General features: G+C 68.7%; 19 protein-coding genes. 6 read left to right on the top strand and 13 right to left on the bottom strand.

The genetic code is table 11. The features are described from left to right. Positions 1-14 precede the first annotated feature (14 nt). A complete protein-coding gene (locus tag AB0959_RS37255; protein WP_366831190.1) occupies positions 15-815 on the bottom strand; it encodes a hypothetical protein in 801 nt (266 codons plus the stop codon). Between the two features lie 82 nt (positions 816-897). Further along, on the bottom strand, positions 898-1,737 hold the full coding sequence (locus tag AB0959_RS37250; protein ID WP_366831189.1) for a class I SAM-dependent methyltransferase: 840 nt from the start codon (positions 1,735-1,737) through the stop codon (positions 898-900). 109 nt (positions 1,738-1,846) lie between these two features. Here AB0959_RS37250 and AB0959_RS37245 point away from each other — a divergent pair, with 109 nt between their 5' ends. From AB0959_RS37245 to AB0959_RS37230, 4 genes are all read left to right on the top strand, one after another. Next, positions 1,847-2,323: an Lrp/AsnC family transcriptional regulator gene (locus AB0959_RS37245; protein WP_366831188.1), complete on the top strand. Its 477-nt coding sequence runs from the start codon at positions 1,847-1,849 to the stop codon at positions 2,321-2,323. Positions 2,324-2,435: 112 nt separating this feature from the next. Continuing rightward, positions 2,436-3,035: a DUF4956 domain-containing protein gene (locus AB0959_RS37240; protein WP_366831187.1), complete on the top strand. Its 600-nt coding sequence runs from the start codon at positions 2,436-2,438 to the stop codon at positions 3,033-3,035. Then, on the top strand, positions 3,032-3,835 hold the full coding sequence (locus tag AB0959_RS37235) for a polyphosphate polymerase domain-containing protein (RefSeq protein ID WP_366831186.1): 804 nt from the start codon (positions 3,032-3,034) through the stop codon (positions 3,833-3,835). The genes AB0959_RS37240 and AB0959_RS37235 overlap by 4 nt, the downstream gene beginning before the upstream one ends. A 167-nt stretch (positions 3,836-4,002) precedes the next feature. Further along, positions 4,003-5,343 (top strand): polysaccharide lyase family 1 protein, encoded by a 1,341-nt coding sequence (locus AB0959_RS37230; protein ID WP_366831185.1) that lies wholly within the window; start codon positions 4,003-4,005, stop codon positions 5,341-5,343. A 115-nt stretch (positions 5,344-5,458) separates the two neighbouring features. On the opposite strand, the gene AB0959_RS37225 is transcribed toward AB0959_RS37230, so the two are convergent. The 4 genes from AB0959_RS37225 to drmA all read right to left on the bottom strand — a co-directional run bounded on the left by AB0959_RS37225 (position 5,459) and on the right by drmA (position 12,269). Continuing rightward, positions 5,459-5,824: a PH domain-containing protein gene (locus AB0959_RS37225; protein ID WP_366831184.1), complete on the bottom strand. Its 366-nt coding sequence runs from the start codon at positions 5,822-5,824 to the stop codon at positions 5,459-5,461. Between the two features lie 162 nt (positions 5,825-5,986). Continuing rightward, a complete protein-coding gene (gene drmC / locus AB0959_RS37220; RefSeq protein ID WP_366831183.1) occupies positions 5,987-6,799 on the bottom strand; it encodes a DISARM system phospholipase D-like protein DrmC in 813 nt (270 codons plus the stop codon). A gap of 8 nt (positions 6,800-6,807) precedes the next feature. Continuing rightward, positions 6,808-8,667 (bottom strand): DUF1998 domain-containing protein, encoded by a 1,860-nt coding sequence (locus AB0959_RS37215; protein WP_366831182.1) that lies wholly within the window; start codon positions 8,665-8,667, stop codon positions 6,808-6,810. Beyond that, positions 8,664-12,269 (bottom strand): DISARM system helicase DrmA, encoded by a 3,606-nt coding sequence (gene drmA, locus AB0959_RS37210; RefSeq protein WP_366831181.1) that lies wholly within the window; start codon positions 12,267-12,269, stop codon positions 8,664-8,666. Before drmA ends, AB0959_RS37215 begins: the two co-directional genes overlap by 4 nt. A 225-nt stretch (positions 12,270-12,494) precedes the next feature. Here drmA and AB0959_RS37205 point away from each other — a divergent pair, with 225 nt between their 5' ends. Together AB0959_RS37205 and AB0959_RS37200 are read left to right on the top strand one after the other, a co-directional pair. Further along, positions 12,495-13,121 carry a DUF4365 domain-containing protein gene (locus tag AB0959_RS37205; protein WP_366831180.1) on the top strand — a complete coding sequence of 209 codons (627 nt, stop codon included), beginning with the start codon at positions 12,495-12,497 and terminating at the stop codon, positions 13,119-13,121. Next, positions 13,118-14,311, top strand: a complete 1,194-nt coding sequence (locus AB0959_RS37200; RefSeq protein ID WP_366831179.1) for a hypothetical protein — start codon at positions 13,118-13,120, stop codon at positions 14,309-14,311. The genes AB0959_RS37205 and AB0959_RS37200 overlap by 4 nt, the downstream gene beginning before the upstream one ends. A gap of 198 nt (positions 14,312-14,509) precedes the next feature. Here the strand turns inward: AB0959_RS37200 and AB0959_RS37195 are convergent, their stop codons facing one another. From AB0959_RS37195 to AB0959_RS37165, 7 genes are all read right to left on the bottom strand, one after another. Continuing rightward, positions 14,510-14,794, bottom strand: a complete 285-nt coding sequence (locus AB0959_RS37195; RefSeq protein ID WP_366831178.1) for a hypothetical protein — start codon at positions 14,792-14,794, stop codon at positions 14,510-14,512. A 92-nt stretch (positions 14,795-14,886) separates the two neighbouring features. Then, complete coding sequence (locus AB0959_RS37190) at positions 14,887-19,593, bottom strand: putative T7SS-secreted protein (RefSeq protein ID WP_366831177.1); 4,707 nt, start codon at positions 19,591-19,593, stop codon at positions 14,887-14,889. Next, entirely contained in the window at positions 19,593-20,189 is a 597-nt protein-coding gene (locus tag AB0959_RS37185; RefSeq protein WP_366831176.1) for a hypothetical protein, read from the bottom strand. Before AB0959_RS37185 ends, AB0959_RS37190 begins: the two co-directional genes overlap by 1 nt. After that, positions 20,186-20,578, bottom strand: coding sequence for an SseB family protein (locus AB0959_RS37180; protein WP_366831175.1), 393 nt, complete (start codon positions 20,576-20,578; stop codon positions 20,186-20,188). Before AB0959_RS37180 ends, AB0959_RS37185 begins: the two co-directional genes overlap by 4 nt. Before the next feature lie 425 nt (positions 20,579-21,003). Continuing rightward, positions 21,004-21,891: a hypothetical protein gene (locus AB0959_RS37175; RefSeq protein ID WP_366831174.1), complete on the bottom strand. Its 888-nt coding sequence runs from the start codon at positions 21,889-21,891 to the stop codon at positions 21,004-21,006. 44 nt (positions 21,892-21,935) lie between these two features. Beyond that, positions 21,936-22,883 (bottom strand): helix-turn-helix domain-containing protein, encoded by a 948-nt coding sequence (locus tag AB0959_RS37170; RefSeq protein ID WP_366831173.1) that lies wholly within the window; start codon positions 22,881-22,883, stop codon positions 21,936-21,938. A gap of 814 nt (positions 22,884-23,697) precedes the next feature. Then, positions 23,698-24,108 (bottom strand): ATP-binding protein (locus AB0959_RS37165; RefSeq protein ID WP_366831172.1); only part of this gene is annotated, 411 nt, incomplete at its 5' end.

The raw sequence follows: 24,108 nt of genomic DNA, 5'->3' as shown, positions 1-24,108 counted from the left end.
CAAGGGCAATAGGGTCATTCGTCGGGCGGGGGCTCCATCGCCTCCTCCTCCAGGAGGCGTTCCGCGATGTCGTCGGCCCAGGTCTGGGCCCACTGGCGGAGGGCCATGATGGCCTGTTCGTCGAGGCCGGAGCCAGTGAATTCCCTGTCGGCGATCCACTCCATGCCCTCCAGCCGGGACTGCAGGTCGGTGAGGTCGAAGGCGTCGAGGGCGTGGCGCCGGCCCAGTTCCTCCAGTTCGGTGAGGCTCCAGCGGTCCGCGGCGGCGTGGACGGCGACGAGGTCGCGGGCGAGGCCGCGATCGGCCAGGGCCCGGACCTTGGTGCCGATGACGTCCTCGACGGAGAGCGTCGGGCCGAGGCCGGTGTCGACCGGGGGGCGCCAGAGGGCTTCCTTGACGATGTCGAGGGCGATGCCGGGGACGGTGTCGAGGCCGGTGTCGAGCGTGCGCTCCGCGCCCGTGGCGGGCTCGGTGACGAGGAGACGGGTGGAGAGAGGGGTCGTCTGGAGGGGGCGTACGCGTCGGTCCCCTTCCTCCAGGCCGGCCCGGACGGCGGCCGCGATCGTCTCCATGGGCTCGGCACTCTCCGTGGCCACCTCCAGGGCTCCCCGGCCCGCCTTGGCGACCAGACCGTGGGCCAGCGCCGCGTAATCGCCGGCGAGTGCCAGGCCGTAGGGGGCGCCGAGGTCGAGGACGTCGGTCAGCAGGCGCAGCAGGGGGTCGTTCGGGTCGGTGTCCGGGGCGGTGTCCGGGTTGGTGTGCGGGGCCCGGTCCGCCTCGTCGCCCGTCTCGTCGCCCGTCTCGTCGTCGTTCATGTAGCGGCTCGTGCGCGGGGAGTGGCCATGGCCTGATTATCGCGGGGCGCCCCCGCGGGGACGTGGCCTCGCCGCGCACGCGTCACACCACACGTCGCCGGAGGGTCACGGTGCGCATGGCGCTCCCGGGGCCGGTCTCCTCCCGCACGACCCGGAGTCCCGCCGTACGGCACTGCTCCAGCACCCAGTCGTGGGCGAGCCGGAGCTTGCGGTAGCTGCGGGCGTGCAGGGTCCAGGTGCCGTCGGGGGCGGACCGGGTGTGGATCAGGTCGTGCACGACGACCGTGTAGTCGTCGTAGTCGTCCGGGTACTCCAGGAAGCAGGTCATGATCCGGTTCTCGGCGGCGCGGACCGGAAGGAAGCGGTCGGTGCCGGTGAGCGGGACGGTCAGGTCGCGGTAGGAGAGGACGGCCGTTCCGTCGGGCGTGAGCGCGTCGGCGATGTCGTTCAGCAGGGCGGCCACGTCTCCCCTGGTGGGGAGATGGGTGAGCGTGTCGCCCAGGCAGACGACCGCGTCCGCCGAGCCGGGGCGGACCAGGTCGCGCAGGGCGGTGCGCAGGTCGGACCGTACGGGACGGATCGCCGGTACGCCGGCGGCGTGCGCCGACAGTTCCTCCAGCAGCGAATGGCTCAGGTCGACCGCGAGGACCAGGTCGAAGCCCAGGCCGGCCAGTGCCAGGCTCGTGTGTCCGGGGCCGCAGCCCAGGTCCACGGCCAGTGATCCGGCGGCCGGGTCGGCGACCACGGGCACCGGCACCACACCACGGTCCGACAGCTGCGTGCGCTGGGCGGCGGCCAGCGCGTCGACGTCTCCGCCCAGCATCCAGGTGTAGTGCTCGGCGAGGAACCCGTCGTAGTGGTCGGCGGCGGCGGGCGTGGGGGCCGCGGTCGTGGTGGCGGGCGTGGGGAGTGCGGGGGCCATGGAGACGGGATCCCTTCCATCCGGCGGATGGCATGGAATGTAGAGCGGCATACGGGACTTTGGGGAAACAGCCGAACCAAATTCGGTACGCCGCCCGAGAATGGCCGTCATGGACGACATTGATTCGGCGATCCTCAGCTATCTCCAGCGCGATGGACGGCTCACCAACCGGGAGCTGGCCCGCCTGACCGGCATCGCGCCCTCCACGTGCCTGGAACGGGTCCGGGCACTGAGGGCGCGCGGAGTGATCACCGGGTACCACGCGGCCGTGCAGCCGCGCATGCTGGGCCGCTCGCTCCAGGCGCTGGTCTTCGCACGGCTGCGTCCGCTGAGCCGGGAGGTGATCTCCGCCTTCGAGGCGTACCTGGCCCCACTGCCCGAGGTCGTCTCCGTCTTCGTGGTCTCCGGCGACGACGACTTCATCGTGCACGTGGCCGTGCCGGACATCGAGCAGCTGCACTCGTTTCTCATGGACCGGGTCAGCGCGCGCCGCGAGGTGGTGAGTTTCCGCAGCTCGGTCATCTACCAGCAGACCACGACGCGTGTGATGGTCCCCTTCGACGCCGGCGTTCCGCGCAACGGGTGATTCTTCATCCCGCACACGAAGCCGCAAAGTTGACGGGCAGGCAGGTAACCCATGGTTGAACCATGACCGAACCCACAGTGAACGACGGCGGGCCGAGGGCGGGGAACCTGTCGTGAACCAGCTGGAACTCGTCGTCCTCGACCTCGCCGCCATGGCAGTCCTCGCCTTCGGCGTGTACTTCCCCCGCCATCACCGCCGTGACCTGCTCGCCGCGTTCCTCGGCCTCAACGCCGGGGTGCTGTCGGTGACCATGGCCCTCAGCTCCGCGTCCGTGGGGACAGGGCTCGGCATGGGCCTGTTCGGGGTGCTGTCGATCACCCGGCTGCGGTCGTACGAGATCGCCCAGCACGAGATCGCGTACTACTTCTCCGCCCTCGCCATTGGGCTGATCGCGGGGCTGCCGCACAGTGCGAGCGTGCTGACCGGCTCCCTCATGGCGCTGGTCGTCGGCACGATGTACGTCGGCGACCACCCCCGGCTGTTCGGGCGGCACCGGCAGCGGACTCTGCGGCTCGACACCGCGTACATGAACGACGAGGCCCTGCGGGCGCACCTCGAAGTGCTGCTCGGCGGGCGGGTCGCGAACCTGTCCGTGCGGAACGTGGACCTGGTCAACGACACGACCCTCGTCGAGGTCCGGTACGTCGTCACCGACGGCTCGCCCGCGCCGGCCGACGCGGGTGCCCGTGTGGAGCAAGAGGCCGGGGTATGACAGCCGTCGACTCGGCCGGGCCGGTCGTCGGAGAGCCGCGGCCGATCGGGCTCGGAGCGCTGCGGCCGATCGGGCTCGGCGAGCTCGTCGAACGGGCCGAGCTGCTGACCAGGCTGGACCGAAAGTACATGCTGCCCGTCACCGACCTGCCGCTGCTGCTGGGCGGGATCGACGAGGACGTGCGGGTGCTGGAGGTGGACGGGCAGCGGCGGTTCGCGTACCGGTCCCTCTACTTCGACACCCCGGAGATGGACGGCTACCTCGGTGCGGCCCGGCGCCGGCGAAGACGGTTCAAGCTGCGGATACGGACCTACCTCGACTCCGGTGGGCGCTTCCTCGAGGTCAAGACCCGGGGCCCGCGCGGCACCACCGTCAAGCAGCGCGTCCCGTACGACGGCGACCCGTGGCGGCTGGACGACGAGGCCCGGGCGTACGCCGACCACGCGCTCGGCGAGGCCGGCATCCACGCACGCCACCTCCGCTTCGTGCCCGCCCTCACCACCCTCTACCGGCGTACGACCCTCTTCCTGCCGCGTAGCGGAAGCCGCCTCACCATCGACACCGGGCTGACCTGGGCACTGCCCGACGGCACCGTGCTGCGTACCCCCGAGCGGGCCATTGTCGAGACGAAGGCCGGGCGTGCGGGGTGCGGCGCCGACCGGCTGCTGTGGTCGCTCAAGCACCGGCCGTGCCCCGTGTCGAAGTACGGCACCGGGCTCGCCGCCCTCCGCCCCGAACTGCCCGCCAACCGCTGGCTGCCGGTCCTGAGGCGCCACTTCCCTACCACGCCGCCCGGCTGAACCACCGGAGCGCCAACCACACCAACCACAGCGGTCACAAGAATCCCGCCGACCCTGGCAACCTTTCAGAAACCGGCGACCACAGATGAGTTGGAAACTCCCTTCACGGGAGCTCCACACGAACCACGTGTTCATCCGAATCACGTACGTTACGTAAGGACTCATCCGTGGCCTCTGCCTCTCACCGCCGGTCCCGTCTCAAGCGCCGCATGCTCGTCGGCACGGCCGCCGCCGCTGCCGCGGGCCTCGGCACCGGTGTCTTCGTGATGAACGCGAACGCGGGCCCGGTCGACCTCTACCACCAGGTGCTGCCCGCCAAGGACGGCTGGGCGGCCTCCGGCTCCGGGACGACCGGCGGCACCAAGGCCGATTCCGCGCACACGTTCACGGTCAGCACCCGGGCGCAGCTCGTGAAGGCGCTGGGCTCCGTCTCCGACACCACGCCCCGGATCATCAAGGTCAAGGGCACCATCGAAGCCAACACGGACGACTCCGGCAAGAAGCTGACCTGCGCCGACTACGCCTCCGGCACGGGCTACTCGCTCTCCGCCTACCTGAAGGCGTTCGACCCGGCGACCTACGGCAAGAAGGCGCCGTCGGGCACGCAGGAGAAGGCCCGCGAGGCCGCGGCCAACAAGCAGAAGAAGAACATCGTCTTCAGGGTGCCCTCCAACACCACCATCGTGGGCGTCCCGGGCAGCAAGGCGGGCATCACGGGCGGCAGCCTCCAGGTGCAGGACGTGAAGAACGTCATCGTCCGCAACCTCACCTTCGCCGCCACCGAGGACTGCTTCCCGCAGTGGGACCCGACCGACGGCTCGTCCGGCGAGTGGAACTCGAACTACGACTCCGTCACCCTGCGCGGGGTGACGAACGTGTGGGCCGACCACAACACGTTCACGGACGCCCCGTTCTTCGACAGCGCGGAGAAGACGTACTTCGGCCGCAAGTACCAGATCCACGACGGCGCCCTCGACATCACCAACGGCTCCGACCTGGTGACCGTGGAGCGCAACCAGTTCACCAACCACGACAAGACGATGCTGATCGGCAGCAGTGACACGGACTCCACCGGCAAGCTGCGGGTCACCATCCACCACAACGTGTGGAAGGGCATCGTCCAGCGTGCCCCGCTGGCCCGCATCGGCCAGATCCACCTCTACAACAACGTCTACGACACGGCCACCGTCAACGGCTACGCGCCCAAGTACAGCCTCGACTCCCGCGCCAAGGCCCAGGTCGTCGCCGAACACAACGCCTTCAAGCTCCCCTCCGGCGCGAAGGTCGCCAAGCTGCTGAGCGGCGACGGCACGGGCTCGGTCGCGGGCAAGGGCAACCTCGTCAACGGCACCGAGACCGACCTGGTCGCCGCGTACAACGCCGCGAACTCCAAGAAGATCAAGACGACCGTGAACTGGACGCCGACCCTGACGGCCGGCCTCCAGACCTCGGTGAAGAACCTGGTGACGGAGCTGTCGAGCACGACCGGCGCCGGGGTCCTGGGCTAAGGGGGAGCCCGCCCAGGACGGCACAGAGGGGCCCGGGCAGCGTACGGCTGCCCGGGCCCCGTGCTGTCCTGTCCGGCATCACGGGCCGCGTGCCGTCCTGTCCGGCCACCTCGGCCTACCTCGCCACGAACTGGGTGAGGATCGCCTGGACCTCGTAGATGTCCACGCCCTTGGTGAACGTCTTCTCGATCGGTTCGTGGGTGCCGGAGATCCAGATCTTCAGCTCGGCGTCGAGGTCGAAGTGCCCGGCCGTCTCCACCGCGAAGTGCGTGATGCTGCGGTAGGGGACGGAGTGGTACTCCACCTTCTTGCCGGTCAGCCCCTGCTTGTCGACCAGGATCAGGCGCCGGTCGGTGAACAGGATGGTGTCACGGATGAGCAGGTACGCGGCGTGGACCTGCTCCCCGTGACCCAGCAGTCGCGCGTAGTCCTCCTGGGCCTTGCCAGGGTTGACGGTGTGCGCGTTTCCGAACAGTGCCATGTGGGCCCCCCGCTCCGGTGACTTTCCGTAGGGGGAGACGCGCACGGGGGTGCGGGGGGTTGCGTACCGACTACTCCGCGGGCTCGCCGCCGAAGCGCTCCAGGTATGCCGCCAGGTCCACTTTGGGAAAGCACACCCGTCCCTCGGACCTGGGATGTCGGCTCACACGAGACGCATGACGTTGTTCTCAGGCGCCAGCATCCATCGGAAGTGATCGACGAGCGGCTCTACTGTGTGCGGATCATGTAGCACTACACCGAGTTCGATGTTGTCGGACAGGGCTCGGTCGGTGAGGTTGGCACTGCCGAGTAAGGCTGTGTGCCGATCGGCAGCCACCAATTTGGCATGGAGCACGCCTGAAGCCCCCATGCGGTGCCAGACGTGCACCTCGTCAGGCAGCGAGGCAAAGGCCGCAGACGCCTGGGTGGATTCTTCCAGTAGGAGGTCCACACGCACCCCTCGGCGGACCGCTCGCCCGATCTCTGTCACGACGTCCCGAGCACCATGAGCGGCGAAGCTGGCGATCAGCAGCGAAGTGTCCGCCGAGCGAATGACTTCCACGGCAACCCCGCTCGTCAGACGCGCTGTCAGCGACGCACTCATCGGGCCACTCACCACGACTTGGGTCGGCCGGGGCCGGGGAATCGAGCGGCCAGTGGTGAGGGCCAGAGAGAGCCCCGCCCCGGGCATGTCGGGTGCCTCGGCGCGCCAGGCACGGGTGACCTCCGTGAGCTGGTGTGCCAGACCGGCGGCGGGCTGGGCCGCGATGAATCGGCTCAGCAAGGGGTCATCAGGACCAGTGATCGTTCCGAAGACGTGCTCCAGGACGGCGATGCGATCTTCGGGCAGGCGATCGCAGAGGGCAGCCAGAAGGCCTGGAAGGCGGTGCGACAGGGTGCCGCTCCGGGCAACGGGGATGTCAGCCGGAGCAACAGCAGGACGACCGTCCTGCCCACTCGACTCGTCGCCCGCCACCGGCCCATTCACGGCCTGAACGCGCATTTGTCGTCGGCCAGCGTCTCCACCAGCAGTGCCCGGTCCAGGTAGTGATTGCCCCGTTCGCACGAGGTCTCCGCGGCGAACAGGCAGGCGTGACAACCCGCTCCGTGCAGCCGGGAGTGGATGCGTGGGTCGTGCTCGGCGCACATCGGGTCGGAGCTGCACAGCCTTGCTTCTTCCAGGGCCTGCGAGATCGCCGGTCCGAGCCGTTCGCTGCGGCCGAGTGAGACGAGGCCGCCCAGGGTCCCCTCGCTGTCGGGGGCCGCGGTGTAGAGCAGGATCCCGGACATGGGGTCGGGACCCGAGCGTGCGTAGATGCGTTCCGCTATCCCGGAGGCTCCGTAGCCGCATTCCAGTGCGAACTGGCGGATGAGGACATGGGCCAGGGTGTGCAGGAGCACGTACCGGATGCCGGGCCAGCGTGGTTCGACGCGGCGGGCCATGCACCAGCCCCAGTGGGCGGACTTCAGGATCTCCTCACGGGCGAGAACGGCTTCCTGCCGCTCCCACTCGGCGAGTTTCTCTTCCTTGAGGGCGACGAACACTCCCTCGCCCCGGAGTTCGGCGCAGGGAACCCATGTGGGGGCGTTACGGCTCAGCGGGGCTACGGAGTGAGCGCGCGACTCCTCCCCGGCCAGCCACTCGGGAGCTTCTATCCGGGTGAAACCGGTGAGCGCCGAGACCTCGCGCAGCCGGTGGACGAGCACGACACTGTCGAGCCAGGCGGCGGTGCCGTCGGGAAGGTCCCGCTCGCGCACGGTGGTGAAATCCGGCAGGGCGTGGTCGCGTGGGTGGGTGAATGCCCGCCACTCCGGGGTGGTGAGGTCGAACTCCTCGTCCGCCTCGTCCTGATTACCGGCGGTCGCCTGGGCTTCCCTTGTCACCGCCGCCCAGACCGCGTCTGCCCCGTACTGCTCCAACTCGGGCCAGCATGCCTGGGTGGGCAGCAACATCTTGGCCGCGTCCGCGGGGACGGCTGCCAGCGGTGAGAGCAGGCTCCAGTGTTCCCTGACCGCCTGCGTGAGGGGCTCCTCGGCGCGGGGGATGCTGAACAGCCGCAGTTGGGAGGCGAACCAGCTGTTGGTGGCGCCGAGAACCATGGTGCGTGTCTGCTCCGAGCAGCCGCCCTGAGCGAAGGTGCCGAGATGCGGGTGGTGGCCCCGGCAAGCGGGCAGGTTCCGCTCTCCGGCCTGCCCGATGGCGTCGGCCATGGAGCGGGGCGGCACTCCGCAGGTGCACCGAACGAAGACGTTGGCGGCCTCGCCCGTGGTGCCGGACTCCGTCAGGCTCAGGGTGTGGCCCTCGCACGATGTGTCTCCGCGGTGGACGAAGTACACCCAGGGAAAGTCGTCCATATGCCCGTAGGGGCAGGCCACGAGGAAGCGGGCGGGCAGAGCGGTGGGCTGTCCCGCGCCGGGACCGCCGCAGTTGATGTGGACGTACTTCGTCTTCTCCGGGCGGTAGAGGTTCGGCCGGAGCTGGAAGAGGCCGCCGGAGGCAGGGGCCAACTGATTGCACCGCTCGCGTGAGCACCGCAGCCAGCGAGGGAACAGACCGACCGGCACACCTGTCCGGGTCCAGTCGCCGTACGGGTCGGCGGGGTTCTCCGGCAGGTGGGGCGGTGTGCGCAGGGCGGCGACCTGGCTGCCGAGGCGGCGCCGGACGGCAGCCAGCAGGCGGTCCTCGGTCAGGACTCGGGCACGGACCGGGTCCCAGTCGTCCAGGCCCATGACCATGGTGGAGAGGTTGGGCAGGTCGGTGACGGCGCCGATGCCGTATGTGTGCAGGAGCTGGCTGGGACGCAGTTCGCCCACGCGGAGTGTTTCGGCTGCGGGGGCAGTCATGTCGTCTCCCAGGGATCTGCGTCGGTGTCCGGGGTGCTGTCGTCGGGCTGTTCGCGCGGGGTGTAGGGCGGTTCGCCGGCGAGGTCGCCGCCCGCCTCACCAGTGAGGATCAGCCGGATCGGGGGTTCGACCTCGCGTAGCGACGTCGGGCATGTCATGAGCCGCCAGGGGCCGCTGTCCGGTTCCAGCAGGAGCGGGGCGACGTCGCCCTGGCCCCGGGCCGTGCGGTAGCCGAGGACCGCTCCGGGCGCCTTGCGCTTCTGTTCCCAGTAGTCGAGTCGGGTGTCGAGCCGGGCCCGCACCTCGTTCGCGATATGACGGTTGTCCGTGACGTCCTTCGCTCGCAGTTCAAGGGAGCGCACGGCGTGGCTGACGACCTCCCCGCGTCGGTCGACCCACTGGGCGCCGCGGTTGGCGTTGTAGTCGGGTTTGAGGTTGCGGACCAGGGAGGCGAGGACGCCGGTCAGACCCCGGTCGACGGCGCGGTCCGCGAACGGCGTCACGGACAGGGCTTCCACGTGCTGGTAGATCGTGGCGTGGAAGGACTCGAACGTCTCGTAGTGCGAAAGGTCGCGTGGCCGGGCCCAGTTGAGCACGGTGAAGACGAGCCCCGGTGCCCTGCGGCCCACACGGCTGGTCGCCTGGATGTACTCGGCGGTCGACTTGGGCTGGTTGTTGACCACCATGACGCCGAGCCGGGACACGTCCACGCCGACGGCGATCATGTTGGTGGCGAGTAGGACGTCGATGGGGCGCGGTGATCCCTTGGGCCTGCGGCCGAAGGTGATGTCGAGCTTCTCCAGGATGTCTGGGATGGCGTCGGAGGCCATACGGCTGGTCAGCTCGGCCGGTTCGCCGATCCGCCGGGTGGCGAGCCCTCGGCGGTCGGCCCGGACGAGCCTGGCCGACACGTCGTCCTCCACGAGCCGGCGCATGCCACCGAGGTCGCGCAGGCTGTTGAAGTACCCGACGAGCGTCATATACGGATCGGTCAGCTCGCTCGCGCCATACGTCTCGTAGAGGTACTGGGCGGCGGCAAGTTGAGCGACGAACACCCTGATCGCAACGGACTTCGTCCGCACGCCCTGCGCGCAGATTCCGACGTACCGGCGACCGGGCTTCTTGTCGGTAGGCCGCCGCCGAGCGAAGAACGTGTCGTCGGCGCTCAGTCCGGACGGCGGGAAGACGGCCGTGCGGCGAGCGAAGAGGTCGTGGATCTGGCGGTCGGCGCGGCGCACGGTCGCGGTGGAGGCGATCACCTTGGGGCGCACGCTGACGCCGCTTTCGGGCTCCCAGGTGGAGAGCCGGTCCACGGCGGTCTCGTAGAGCCCGGTGAGGGAGCCGAGCGGGCCGGAAATGAGGTGCAACTCGTCCTGGACGATCAGGTCCGGCGGGCGAACCCTGACGGCGTCGACCGTGGAGGCGGCCGGGTGGCCGCCGGCCGCGGGATGGCTGGAGGACTCCCACTCTGCGTCCACCGCGGACGGCGTGACGTATCCGTGCCGGGTGCATCGCCGCGAGACCTGGCCGAACAGTGCCTGCGTGTCGCCCTTCCAGGGCAGCTGGGCGAACTTGTCGACGGTGGCGATGACGAGGCTCGGCGGGAGCCGGTAGATCTCCTCGTCGACGACGAGGACGGGCAGCCCCTGTTCGTCGGCGGGAACCCCGAAGGCACTCGCGCCGAAGGGACACTCGTAGGCGTCGGGGCAGGTGATGAATGTTCGACGGAGGGTCTTGTCGACGCTGATGTCGCGGCCCGCCTCCATCTTCGCGCCACACCAGGGGCAGCTGGTGAGCTGGTGGGGGGAGCCCGTACGCCCGAAGCCCCCCCTGCCCTTTTCCTTCTTCTGCTCACGCGCCCAGTCGGCCGCCTGCTCGGTGGTGTTGGGCGTGACCCGGCCGCCGACCCACAGCCCGATCCGGAACGGGTTGCGGCCCCACCGGTCCGGCTCCTCGCGGCGGATCACTTCGCAGGCGCAGATCAGCGCGGCGGCCCGCTGGAACTGCTGGATGGTGAGAAGCCGCAGTGTGTACCGCATGATCACGGCCACCCCGTGCTCGGCGTCGAGCCCGCCGAGGTGGGGTTTGCGCCGCCGGATGGCGAGCGTGAAGGCGGTCAGACCGAGATACGCCTCGGTCTTGCCACCACCGGTGGGGAACCAGAGGAGGTCGGCCAGAGCAGTGTGGTCGTCGGTCCGCTCCGCGTGGCCGGGGTCGGCGAGCGAGGGCAGGTTGAGCAGGAGGAAGGCCAGCTGGAAGGGGCGCCAGCTCCGGTTCTTCGGCAGGTCGGCCGCCTCGACCGCCTCTTGGAGCGACATCGAGTGAGTGCTGCGTCGGCTGCGGGCCGCGATGGTGTGGACGCGCTGCTGCCACATGGCCCGGTTGGCGAACCGGAAGGCGTCCAGGGCTTCGGGATCGTCGCGCAGCAGGTCGATCCCGGCCTGGATGCGGTCCGCGGCCTTCGTGGCGAGGCGCATGTTCTCCGCTGCCTCGGCCCGGTACGCGTCGAGTTCGGCGGCCGGGTCGTCCACCGTCTGCTTCTGCCGCTCTATCCAGGAGCGGTAGCCGTCCACCAGCGGAAGCAGCGCGGCCCGCAGTGGGTCGGCTTCCATACGGCTCAACTCGCGCATGTCCAGCGTGAGTCCGGCCAGCTCGGACAGGTCCGCGTCCTCGTCGTTGCGCGGATCCGGTACGTCCGTGTGCGGCACCTCGTACGTCGGTGTGGCCGTGGTGGAGACGCTCACGGCCCGTCGGCGATCGTCCGGGGACGCCTCAGCGTGGACACCGGTGCCGTGGCCCACGGCGAACTCGGGATGGAAGCGGTACGTCATGGCGAGCGAGCGCCGCTCCGCCTGGTCGCCCCCAGCGGGTTCGACCGTACGGCGTGGCAGGAAGGGCGCGGTGTCCGGCGCACCTGTGACCGTCATCGACGCCTGGAACATCCAGTGCGCCGAACCGCGCCGGATCTCCTGTCCGTTGACGAGGAACAGGGACACCAGCCAGGAACCCTCGTGCAGTCGTGCCCGCCCGCGCACCACGATGTGCGGGAAGTGCTGGGCGTGCAGCGGCTGTGCCGCCAGCCTGCCCTCCACCAGCTTCACGCTGACGGTGCCCGAGCAGGGCACCCGGTGGAACACCCTCTTCGGATTGCCCTCGATCTTCGAGTCGCCCAGCTCGTACCGCGCCCACTCGCAGTCGACCGTCAGCTCCTGCGTTGCCTTGTCCACCCGCACGGTCAGCCCCAGCGTCGAGGGGTGGAGGCTGGGCATGTGGGGCGCAGACGGTTCCTGGTCCCCGGCCTCCGGCTCCTGCTCGGGCGCCACGCTCGGCTCGTCGAGCGTTTCGGGAGCCACCTCCTTGCCGACCGTCCGCAGCGACGTCCCGCTCTCGTCCCGCACTCCGCCGGGGGCCAGCCGCCCAATGATGTAGTGGTCCAGCGGATTACCCGCAAGCTCCTCCGGCTCGTCGCCGGTGGGCCCGAGCAGATCGCGCACGACCAGCTCGGCGAGCCGGTCGCGCAGCTCCTGCGGGGTGGGCGCTGACAGCACGGGGGCGGACGGGTCGGGCCCGTTGCCGGAAGCGGCGAGGGAATCCTGGGTCACGGGGCCAGAGTAGGTGGGGCTACTGACAACCGGTACGGCGTTTGGCGCGGAACCTGATCGACCACTTCGCATCACGCCATCCGACCATCTGCTTTCGGCCGGATCCCGATCAAGGGCTTTGGCTGTGAGTGTGATGCTCGTTACTGTGCGTCGCCCGAAGGGTACGAGACGCGCGGAGCGCGCCTGTGTGCGGGGCGCGCGGGTTCGGAGAACGAGCGGGGGCGCATGGCGGACAGCAAAATCGGCGGCATCCCACAGCAGCCGGCCGGCACGGCGCACGACCCAGTCGCCCTGCCAGGGGCCGAACCGGTGCCGAAGTGGGCGAGTGGCTCCGAGGGGTTCGGGGAGAACGGCCACCGAGGCAGCTTCGGTGAGCAGTTCATCCGGATGCTTGCTACGGCGGCGAACCTGGACCTCAGCCAGAGGGAGCGCGACCGGGTCGGCGTGGACTGGCAGCTGGGCTTCGCGGGCCGGGCCGGGACCCGTAGGTATCCGGCCATTGAGGCGCAGGTGAAGTGCACGTCGTCCCCGGACATCCACGAGGAGCACATCCGCTATCAGCTCAAGGTGAAGAACTACAACTGGCTGGCCGGCCGGGACTACGTGATGCCCCGCTTCCTCTTCGTCGTTCTGGCCGCAGCTGATCCTTTCGCTTGGTCGCACGCCTCCCAGGACCGGCTGCTGCTGCGGCACGCCGCCTACTGGATGTGCCTGCACGATCTGGACCCGGTGGAGAACCCGCCGAGGTCGGGCACTCGGACGGTGAATGTCCCCCGTGCCAATCTGCTGACCGTCGATTCCCTGCACGACCTTTTCGCCGAGGACTACCGGGATCTGCTGGTGGTGTCATGACTGTGATCACGGACGCGGAGTTCGAGGAGGCCGAGGGGCTCGCTCCGGAGGTTGTACGGCGTTATCTGAGCGGCAAGGGCTGGTATGCGGAGCGCGGCCTGTCCGGCGCGGAGCTGTGGGAGTGGAAACCCATGGACGACCCGGGCCGACCGTACGAGATTCTCGTGCCGCTGCAACGCCGCAAGGACTTCGCGGGGCGGGTCGTGGACATCCTGGAGACCCTGGCCGTGGTCGAGGCACGCCGCCCTGGTGACATCCTGCGGGAGATGCAACTGCCACCGGTCGACTGGCAGTTCCTCCGGCTGGTCCCTCCGGGTCCGTCCGGTACGGCTCCTCTGCTGGACCTGGTGTCGGCCCTCACCGGGCTGAAGGATCTGCACACCGCCGCCGCCTCCTCCGCGCTGTTGCCGCAGGCTGTGCAGCCGGGACAGAAGCCGCAGGTGGTGAAGGAGCACGTAGCGTCGGTACGGCTGGACCAGACGCGTGTCGGCAGCTACGTCGTCGCGGCGCACACACCCCTGCCGGACCTCCGCCCCGGCCAGCAGCAGGACGAGGCGGGGCAGGCATGGCTTTTCCATGACGACGCGTTTCCGGGCAGCGGACAGGTCTCACATTCCTCCGAGCCGTTCGCCCGTACGGTGTCCCGGATGTTGTTCGCGGGCGTCACCTGCGCATATGCCGCAGCCGAGGAGACTCTTGCCCGTGACTCCCTGGCCGACTTCGAGGGATACACCGGCGCCGGTCTGTCCGCGAACCTCTGCGAGGCACTGGTGAAGATCGCGGGCGAGGAGCGGCGGGCCTTCTCGTTGGCCTTCGACTGGTCATCCGAGTTGCGGATGGAGCAGGCGTCACCGCCGGTGACGCTCGGCCCTCGGCACGTGCAGGTGTTGGAGGAGGGCGCGAAGGACCTGCGTGAACGGGCCGCCCGCGAGGAGGGCGCGATCCTGCAAGGGGTGGTGACCCGCCTGAGCGGGCAGGGCGACCGCCAAGCGACGATCTACGGCTCGCTGCTCCGCGAGGATGCCTCACGGATGCGCAGCGTGCGCGTGGAACTGCGTCCGGAGGACGTGGACAAGGCCACCGTCGCCTGGCGTAATGGACTTGAGGTGGCAGTGCGCGGCGATGTGGAGCCGTACAGGACCGGGGTGCGGATGCGGGAGGTGAGGGCGTTCGTGGTCAGGGCGGAGTGAGGTCGCCCTGTACGTGCGATCCCAGTGGCTCGTGCTCGAATTCAGCTGATCAGGTCCCTGAGTCTTGCCACTTGGGTTTCCCCCAGGTGGCCGTGAAGAAGTAAATCCACCACACCGGATTGATGAGATTCAGCCAGTTCTTCCCGAAGTCCATTGATCGGGTGCTGAAGTTAGGGTCGATGTCATTCTTGAGGATGCTCATGTCCCCCGTGCGAAGGAGGTAATTTTCTGCTTTTCGAGCTCGTAGAGTGCTAGCGCCTCACGTTCATGCTCGTAATAGGCTTCCCAGAAGCCCTCCCGCCCCCATGAATCGGGACGCAAGGCGAATGATCCCGTATCGAATTGAAAGTAGTGCCAGGAAGGTGGCAGGGTGGAAGATGTCACAGTGAATGCTCTACTGTCGAACAATGCAGAATCCTCCCCTTCGATGAATTCCAGCCGGAACAGCGCGCTTTTCCCATGCGGCACGAAGACCTCCAGCACTGTGTATTCTCGACCATCTTTCAGTGCATCGAGGCCCTGTAGGATCGCGGCATCATTAGTCCGAAGGGGAGTGAAGCGGGCTCGCAATTAAATCACCTCTTGTTCATGATGACCTTGTAGTCAAAGTTCAGTATTTTACCAGTCTCAGGATTGTAATAATAATGAACCTGGAAGTCGCCATATGGCGACTGATGCGTCCTGGTAGTGTACTTGCCCCAGTCGTTGAGACTGCTTCCATCCGAGGTCATAAGTTCACGCACGGACGGATTTCCAATTTCTTCACCCGGAATTACGAGCCTCGACTCTGCTAGCGCTTGAGGGGTGAGCCATCCCTCTTCGTTGAAGATGGAATTCGCTGATTCTCTTCGCAGTTGATCTGCCAGCCGCTGCCCGTCGGCCGATCCCGATATGAAGTTTTCATTTGCTTCCTTGCCCTCCTTTCCCGTCACATTCAAGCATCTCGGGGCAAGACCCAACGGGTCGGACCATTTATGCGGGTTATGAACGTAAACTGCTGGGTTCGGTGCGGGTTCCAGTCCGAGTGGGTCGGGAGTGAGGTACCGGGCGGTTTCGGGTTCGTAGTAGCGAAAGTAGTTGTAGTGGAGTCCGGTTTCAGGGTCGTAGTACTGACCGGGAAAGCGGAGGGGCGTGTACGTACTGCTGTTCGCGGCCCAAGTGGTGGTTCCCCACAGGGTGCTGCGGGTGTGCCAGGCAATCTCGCCTTGTTCGTCGATGAGTTCACTGGGCGTGCCGACAAGGTCGGTGACGATGGCGAAGAAGCGAGAGTCGATCTCCTGCTGCGGGGCCTCGGCGGCGATGATGCGTTCGGTCTGGGCGATGGGGCGAAGACCCTTGTGATCCCAGGTGAGGGTAACCGGGTTTGGCAGGGCTGGGCACATGGTGGTCTGTTCGCAGAGGCTCGTGCCGTCCCACGTGAAGTCGATCCGTTCAAGGATCGTCTCGCGATCGTCGGCCAGACGCATCTTCGCCGTGCGGCGCCCCAACGGGTCATATACGTACCGCCAGCGGGTTCCGTCCGGCGTGGTTACGGATATGAGGCGATCTTCGGCGTCCCATTCGTAACGCCACGTGTCGGGTTTGCGGGAGAGACGGATCTTCTGGCGGAGGATGATGCGGCCGAGGGCGTCGTGTTCGTAGCGGACGTTGCCTGCGCGGGTGATCCTGGTGCCCGCATAGCTGCGTCCGCCGACCGCCTCCTGACCTGGGTGGCTGGAGGGCCAGGTGGCCGAGGTCTGGTTGCCTGCTGCGTCGTAGGCGTACGTCTCGGTCCAGTTCGCGGCGTGCACCACTGTCACCCGGCCCGCTGCGTCCAGTTCGAAGCGGCGGGTACCGGAAAGCCGGTCATCGACACCGATCAGGTTGCCATCCGCGCTGTACTCGTACGCGCGGTGCTGAACTGTACGGCCGCTCGCGGCCGTCACCGACTGGACCGCGAGGCGGCCCATGAGGTCGAAGGAGTGCTTCAGGGTGACCAGTTCACCGATCTGGCGGGCAAGTTCCCGGCCCGCCGTGTCGTATGTGAAGTCGAGGGTGCGGCCCGAGGCCACCATTGCCGTGCGGCGCCCGGCCGCATCGTACTTCCACGTCGTGATCGCGCCCGTGGGGGTTGTGCGACCTGTTCGGCGGCCCAGTTCGTCGTAGGTGTACGTCAGCTTTCTGCCGTCGACCGTTTCCGACGTCAGCCGTCCGAAGTGGTCGCGCTGCAGGGTGAGCGTTGTGCCGTCCGGGCCTGTCGCCTGGGCGAGTTGGTCTGTGACGTCGTAGCCGTAGGTCGTGATGCGGTCTGCGGCGTTCTTGCGTGTCACTTGGCCCAGGGCGTTGCGTGCGAAGAAGACTGTCTGGCCGAGCGCGTTGGTACGGGACAGCAAGCCGCCGGCTGCGTCGTGGGTGTAGGTGAGAGTGCGGTTGTCGAAGTCCGTCTCCGTGACGAGGCGTCCTGCCGGGTCGTACTCGTAACTCCACGTCAGGCCCTGAGGGTTGGTGACGCGGGTGAGGCGCAGTTCAGTGTCGTGTTCGAAGGTGTAGCGCACGCCGTCTGGGTCGGTGCGGGCGGCGAGCAGGTCGAAGTGGGTGTATTCGTAGCGGGTGACGGCGCCCATGGGGTCGGTGTGGCTGGTGCAGTTGCCCTCGCCGTCGTAGGTCCAGGATTCGGTGGTGCCGTCCGGGGCGGTGCGGCGGGCGGGTTTGCCTTCCACCGTCCATTCCAGGCGGGTGACCGCGCCCAGTGGGTCCGTGAGTGTGACAGGTCTGCCGAAAGCGTCGCGCTCGTAGCGGGTGACGGCGCCGAGCGGGTCGGTGATCTCCAGGGGCAGGCCCGCCGCGTCGCACCGTACGTGAGTCGTGTGTCCCATGGCGTTGGTGATTGACGCCAGGTGGCCTGCGGTGTCGTAGGTGAAGCGGGTGGTCGCCCCAGAGGCGTCGGTCACCGCGGTGCGGTTGCCGTCCGCGTCGTACTCCTGGAGGGTCCGGCTGCCGTCCGGGTGGGCGATCACCACAGGCAGACCCTGGTCGTTGTAGCCGATGCTGCTGTAGCGACCGTCGGGGCGGACGACCATGATCGGGCGGCCCGACTTGTCGTAGGCGTAGCTGGTCGTGCGGCCGAGCGGGTCGGTGATGGTCAGCGGGCGGTCTTGGCGGTCGTAAGCGGTATGGGTGGTCGCGCCGTCCGGTCCTGTCTCCGCCACTACCTGAAGGTGGTTGTTGACCAGGTAGCGGGTGGTGTGGCCGAGGGAGTCGGTCTTTGTGGTGACCTGGTGGCCGGTCTCTGGGTCGGTGCCGTCGTAGGTGTAGGTGTTGCGCAGGTGGCCGGCCTCGCCCGTCTGGAAGGTGCAGCGGTCCTGGTCGTCGTAGACGTAGCCGTACTTCGAGCCGTTCGTGTCCGTCCAGGAGGTGATCCGGGCCAGATCGTCGTTGGCGAACGTGGTGGGGGTACCAGAGGAGTTGGTCACGGCCGTCAGGCGGCCGTGGTCGTCGTAGCCGAAGCCAACCAGCTCCTGATCGGTGCCGTCGGATGCCGCCCCGGCCAGGTGCAGGGCGGTGATGCGCTCGCCCTCAGTGGTGATCTTGAGGTGGTAGCCGGACGAGTGGGTGATTCCGGTGGGGGCGCCCTCGGTGTCGTAGTCGAAGGTGAGCCACTGGGTGCCGGAGCGGTCGGTGATCTGTTCCAGCAGGGCGATGCCGTTGCCGTCGCCGCCCGTCGCGGCGAAGTACCAGGTGCGGCCCGACTCGGGATCGGCGACGGTGTAGTCGCCCCACGCGTCGACGGTCAGGGGGTGGCGCTCGCCGTCCAGGGGCAGTACCGGTACGCCGGGCGCGGGGTGGGGGTAGGCCAGCAGGGAGCCGTCCTCGCGGACGAAGATGACGCCCTCTGCGTCGACCTCCAGGCGCTGGTCCGCTGTGGAGGCCCAGGTGGGGCCGAACCAGCGGCCCGCCCGGTAGGACGACTCGAAGCACCGGGAGAAGACCAAGGGGAGTCGGGACGGCAGGGACTCGTCCGTCTGCAGCAGGGTCATCCGGCCGGTGGCCATGTCGACCGGGTCGCCGTCTAGCTCCTTGGACCAGAACTCCCGGGCGGTGTTGCGGATCGACGCCCTCACGCCGTCGCGCGCGCCACCCGTCACCGCGCCCCGAGCAGCCCCGCGCAGGGCACCCCTGCCCGCGGCCCCCGCACCCTTGCCCCCGATCAGGTTCGACGCCAGATACCCCATGGCGTCGCCCGGGTCGCTGCGCCAGCCGCTGCCGAGGATGGACATGGGCAGGCGTTCGGGGTGGGCGGCGGTGCCGACCAGGCCGGCCAGGAGCATGTTGGAGTTCTTCAGCCACTCGCCGGGGTGGGTGAGGTTGTAGGGGTCCGTGGGGTTGACCGCGCGGGCCAGTTTCACCACATCTGCGCCGCCCTTGAGCAGGCCGCCCAGGACGTGGACCGAGTTCAGCTGCGTGCCCACGAAGACATCCGCCGCGTTGGCGCCCAAACGGTCGGTGAACCCGGGCTTCGCAGGAGCCGCCTCCAAAGCGCCTGCCAGCCTGCTCTGGGCGTCGCGGGCCGCGCTGGTGCGTTGGCGGCGGGCCTCGGCCAGGATCTCCACCGCTTCTCGTCGGGCTGCCGTTGACGGGTCGGTGAAGGTGCCTGGTTCGGTCGGGCGCGGTCCTGGGTTCCGGCCTGCCAGAGCGGCGGCGTTGTACCGCTCGGCCGCCTGGTTGAAGGTTTCCACCTTCGCGTTGTGGGCGTCCGCCGCCTGACGGTAGGCCTCCTGCGCGGCCCGGAAGGCCTCGATCGCCGCCTGCGCCTGCTGCTGCGCCCAGCGCACCGTGTCCGCGTACGCCTCCAGCGCCTTCCCCGCCGACTCGCACGCATCCGCCGCCGCAAGCCACTGCTTGGGCTGCATGCCGAACTTCGCCCGGAACGCATCCCCCGCCTCGCCCTGCCAGCCACCCGAGTCCAGCGACCGCAGACCCTGGCCGACGTTCTCGAACGCCCGGGAAAAGTCCCGCAGGTGGCCGGCTCGTGCGTTCAGCGCTTCCGGGCTGCCGTGGATCAGTTCCTTCGGGTCGTCACTCTCGCCCAGCTCGCGTTCGGCGACCTCGCCGCCCAGCCGGTTGTTGACGCCCTCGCCGAAGTCGCGCACCCCCTCGGCCATGCCGCCCGCGCCCACCGCCGACAAGCCGTCCGCCGCCCGGTCCGTACCCCAGTTGACGGCCTCCCCGACCCCCTCCTTCACCCCGTCGACAGCGCCCTCCAGGCTGTCCCCGAGGCCGTCGGCCCAGTCCCCCACGCCCATCAGCCCTCACCCTCCCCACCCGCGGAGGGCTGTGGCGGGCCGCCCCACTGCCAGTCCGTACGCGGATCCAGCATCGCCTCCGGCGTCACCGTCGAACTCGCCAGGTCATCCCCCGCCTGCGCCCACGCCTCCCGGGCCCCCTCCTCACCCTCCACCAAGGACTGCGCGCTGTAGTCGGCGTTCATGGCGTGGGAGACCGAGTTGTCCTTGACCGTGTCCGACCAGGAGCGCTGCTCGACCTCCTCCGGCGACAGGTACGGATTGCCCGCAGCCGCCGTCCAGACCGTCTTCATCGTGTCCGAGACGTACTGCTCCTGCTCGTGGTACAGCCCCGCCGACAGGTTCAAACGGCCCGCGAACTCGTTCGCGTCCTGCATCAGCGAACGCACACCCCAGCCCCACCGCTCACAGAAATCCGCGAACACCTGATGCAGGTTCGCGTCCCCCACCTCCAGGCCCGCCAGCTCCAGGTCGTCGAAGCCGCGCCCCAGGTTCGCCTCGATGTCGAAGCCGAGTTCCTTGAGCTCGTCCATCGCCAGGTCGATGCCCCGCGTGATCCGCGCAAGCGCCTCCGCGTCGACCCGGTAACCGCTCACGCCGGCGCCTCCTCGACATCCAGCGCCACCGACTCCGGCACGACCCCCGCCACCGGCGGCAGCACCATCCCCGCCGCACTGCCCGCGTCCACCGCGATCCCGACCGGCCCGCCCACCTCAGGGATCACCTGGTCCAGCAACCGAGCCCCGTACACCGGCACGTGCTCAGGAAAGGCCTCACCTCGCGCCTCGGCGAAACGCGTCAGCGCCGCGTCATCCGTGAACACCAGCAGCCAGCGGATGCCTCCGGCTTCCACCGACAGCAGCGAGCCGTCCACCACCGGCACCAGCAGCTCACTGCGCCGGAACTCCCCCACCACCGCACGCAGATCGCCTTGCGCAGCCGAGCTCAGATCTGCCAACCGCAGCCGCAACACCTCGGCTCCCACCCCGGCCACTCCCGTCGCTCCCCGTCACCCACTTGTCGCACAAACGGTCGATCACGTTAGTCGGTCGGGGCCTTGGAACACCACAGGCACGTCGGCCACAGGGCTGCCGGTCACCGCGGGTGGTGTCGGGCCGGGGGGTGGAGGCCGTGGCGGAGCTGGGTGGCGAGCGTGGCCGGGACATTCCATTCGGTGTCCAGTTCGGTAGGACCGGGCCGAAGCTTGTGGTCGAGACCGGGCAACGGGCTCCTATTCGCGCCTCGCCGCGAGAAGGACCGCACGGTGCTCGGCTTTGATCTCCTCGTCGTCCTGGTCCTCGCTACCCATCTCTGTGAGCAGCAGCGCTGCGGCCTCGGCGGGCTCATGGGCCGTTGGCCAGGAGTGCGCGTCTGAGTTCGCGCCAGCTGCCGCCGGTCGACGGCTCGGACTCAGGCGTCTTCTGTGAAGATCGCGTCGGCGGAGGGAGCGATGACGGCGCGCCGGTGCCAGTGGCGCAGGGTCTCCAGATCGTCGCATGCCGCGATGCGCTCACGGACCGTTTCGGGGACGTCCATGCCACGCACTTCCAGGACGTCCAGGATGTCCTCGGCGGCACGTCGTGTCTCGCCTTGAACGCGGCCTTCGTCTCGGATCTCTTCCGAGATGTACGACTTGTAGAAGGAGAGGTCCACGGCCACCAGCTTCCTCCAGATGTGCTTGGCCCGGCACTTGGCCAGGCCCTGTGCGGTGAATTCGATGATCGGGTCGGCTACGTCTTCAGGTACGGCTTGCAGAGCGGTGGACAGGGCTTTCAGTATGGCACCGACGCACGGATCTGCCCCGTGCGTGATGGCGGCCAGGGCTGCCAGCGCGAGGTCTGCGCGGGCTTCGTCGGGATCAGTGATCACTGGCATGTTGTGCGGCCCGACCACGAGGGGCCGCAGAGTGAGCGTGGGCAGCTGGGGCGGCCCGCTCGCCACCGGTTGCTGAGCCCACTCGGCCGTGGCGCGGTCCTGGCACACGACCATGAGAGTGGTGGGCAGCCGGTATTTCGTCCACAGGTACGCGGTGTAGTACGCCCAGCTCGCCGGCTTGGCGGGGTCCTTCTCCCGCTGGGCCTCGATGGCCAGGAGGAACGGGCCGTGCTCCGGGTTCTCGAAGCGTAGAAGCGTGTCCACGCGGCGTTCGACAGGGCTGGTCTCGGTGAGGTCGGTGGGCAGAACGGTGGCCTTGACCGGTGTGGGAACGCCGAGTCCGAGGACACACGAGAGGCGGCCGAAGAGTTCGAGATCGTGCTGGAAGATCCTGTGCATCGCCTCGTGCGGGGAACTGACCATGGTGTGGCTTCGGGTCTCTCGTTCGGGGTGCTGGTGCTGTCCGTTCAGACAAGCGGCGAAGGAACGCGGGTGCGGCAGTCGCGGCAGTGGCCGGGTTCGGGACCGCGGAAGCCGCGGTCGCAGCCGTCGCAGTTGCGGACGGGGTGCCTGATGGGTGGAGGAGGTTCGGGTGCGCGGAACGGCGGTAGGGGTGGGAGCTGGGCGGTGAGGCGGTGGGCCAGGAGGGCGGCTGGGCGGCGCAGGGGGTCGGGTGGGAGGTCGCTGGTCAGGGCGTGGCGTACGGCGGTGGGGGTGAGGTCGCGTTCCAGCCAGGCGGCGACGCCGGGGGCGAGGTGTGCGGTGTCGGTGGCGGAGAGGAGGAGGCGGGGGTCCGTGCGGCGGAGGTCGGCGAGGACCTCGGTGGCGGTGTGGAGGAGGGTGGGGGATGCGTACGCGGGTTGGGGTACGGCGGGGAGGGCTGCTCGGCGTGGGGGTTTCTGCTGGGGGTGCGGGGCGGTGGCTGCCTTGCGGGCCGGGGGATTGACTGGGGGTGCCGGTGGCTTGCCCTGGGGTTTGGGCGCTTCCGTTGCCTCGGTCGCCTCAGTTGTGCCTTCGCGTCGGCCCGGCTGATTGCAGGAGACCGTGCGGGTGACGATCCGGCCGCTCTCGGTGCGCTCCCGGGTGCGGCGCAGGTAGCCGTGGGCTTCGAGTTCGCGCAGGGCGGCGGCGATACGGGCCGGGCTCTCGGGGAAGCGCGCGGCGAGGGTCTTGATGTCCACGGGGGTGCCGGTGGGGAGGGACTGGATGTGGACGGCCAGCCCGATCGCCAGTCCCGACAGGTGCGGGTGCTGGGCGAGGTGGTTGCCGATCACCGTGAAGCGGGTGGTGTGGCGGGTGTTGTCGTGGATGACGCCGACGGGGTGAGCCTTCGCGTGGGCGGGTCGGCGTGGGTGGTTTTTCCCTGTGATACGGGACTGGGCGTGCGGGGGCACGCTAGGGTTTTGGGTGTCCATCGGGAAGGTTCTGGCTTCCTTGGTGGTCAGGCCCTCGCATTTGGGATGCCAGTCCCGGCGGGGGCCGTCGTCTTTGGCTGTGGTGGTGTGCTGCGTGTGGTGCCGCGCTGAGCGTAAGGCAGCCGACCTGCCCTGAATCCAGCCCAGTTGGTGATGTTCACTCGCGCGAGTGAGCCGATGCTGTGGGCGGGAGGGGTGGGGCTTGGTCGGGTTTCTTTCCCCAGAGTGTTTCTTTGGGAGAGCGCCTGTGGCACCGGAGCACAGAGAAGTGGGTTGCGGTCAGCGGGTTCCCATCGAGGCCGAGTCCGGCGCGGCGTGCGGGGGTGGGATGGACGGGTTCGATGCTTGGATGGCACCCGGTGTGCTGTACTTGGACGCAAGGAGGGCCACCGCCCGGATCGGGTTATCCAGACGGTGACCCAAGCTCAACAGGAGCTTGTCGGATGTCCCCAGTGAGTATGGGGATATCCGGCTACCTGCTGAGCCACCGGAGCAGCCACCTCCTCGCGTGCTTCGCAGCCCGCTCCGGCAGTAGCCGGATCAGCCGCATGACGAGAGTCGGCTTCTGCTCCTCGTGACCGCCCATCTGGGGGCGTCCTCCCTTCGACGTGAGGCGGCCATCTCACAGTCCCGGGACCGCTCTCGTCGGGCCGGGCCCCGAGGAAGCAGGGGGCCCGGAGTGAAGGGAGGACGCACCCGTCGGGTGCGTCACAGCTTGATGCTACCGGCAGAAATCACCTGCTGTGACAAGTGCAGCACGCTCGGTGTGCGGCGCTGTTTGGCCATGCCGCAGGCGAAGGCTGTGAACGACCGTTCAAGGGGCGAGGTCGAGTTCGGCCCACACGGTTTTCCGGGGGTCGGGGCCGAGTTCGGTGCCCCAGCGGTCGGCGAGGGCCTCGACAAGGAGGAGGCCGCGTCCGGACTCGGCGTCGGGGGTGGGGAGTTGGTGGCGTGGGAGGTCGTCGCCGCGTGTGTCCGTCACCTCGATGCGGAGGGTGTCGGTGCCGGCCAGTAGTGCCAGGCGGAAGTCGCGGCCGTTGACGCGGCCGTGGGTGGCGGCGTTGGTGGCGAGTTCGGCGACGAGGTGTTCGGCGGCCTCGGTGATGCGGTGCGGCAGGCCCCAGCTGCGGAGCCACTCCGTGGCCAGGAGTCGGGCGAGGCGGGCGCCTCGTGGCGTGGGGGACAGAAGGACGCTGAAGTGACGTGTCGGGGGGTGGAGTTGGGT

This window comes from Streptomyces sp. NPDC046862, from assembly GCF_040704615.1.
Lineage (GTDB): Bacteria > Actinomycetota > Actinomycetes > Streptomycetales > Streptomycetaceae > Streptomyces.
The sequence above is the reverse complement of the archived record's forward strand: the minus strand, read 5'-3'. Positions and strand labels throughout refer to the sequence as shown.

Coding starts and splice junctions, on each gene's coding strand:
- AB0959_RS37170 (WP_366831173.1), bottom strand. CDS start 22,883: ATGGACACCCAAAACCCTAGCGTGCCCCCGCACGCCCAGTCCCGTATC.
- AB0959_RS37235 (WP_366831186.1), top strand. CDS start 3,032: ATGACAGCCGTCGACTCGGCCGGGCCGGTCGTCGGAGAGCCGCGGCCG.
- AB0959_RS37200 (WP_366831179.1), top strand. CDS start 13,118: ATGACTGTGATCACGGACGCGGAGTTCGAGGAGGCCGAGGGGCTCGCT.
- AB0959_RS37245 (WP_366831188.1), top strand. CDS start 1,847: ATGGACGACATTGATTCGGCGATCCTCAGCTATCTCCAGCGCGATGGA.
- AB0959_RS37225 (WP_366831184.1), bottom strand. CDS start 5,824: ATGGCACTGTTCGGAAACGCGCACACCGTCAACCCTGGCAAGGCCCAG.
- AB0959_RS37205 (WP_366831180.1), top strand. CDS start 12,495: ATGGCGGACAGCAAAATCGGCGGCATCCCACAGCAGCCGGCCGGCACG.
- AB0959_RS37215 (WP_366831182.1), bottom strand. CDS start 8,667: ATGACTGCCCCCGCAGCCGAAACACTCCGCGTGGGCGAACTGCGTCCC.
- AB0959_RS37190 (WP_366831177.1), bottom strand. CDS start 19,593: ATGGGCGTGGGGGACTGGGCCGACGGCCTCGGGGACAGCCTGGAGGGC.
- AB0959_RS37175 (WP_366831174.1), bottom strand. CDS start 21,891: ATGGTCAGTTCCCCGCACGAGGCGATGCACAGGATCTTCCAGCACGAT.
- AB0959_RS37255 (WP_366831190.1), bottom strand. CDS start 815: ATGAACGACGACGAGACGGGCGACGAGACGGGCGACGAGGCGGACCGG.
- AB0959_RS37250 (WP_366831189.1), bottom strand. CDS start 1,737: ATGGCCCCCGCACTCCCCACGCCCGCCACCACGACCGCGGCCCCCACG.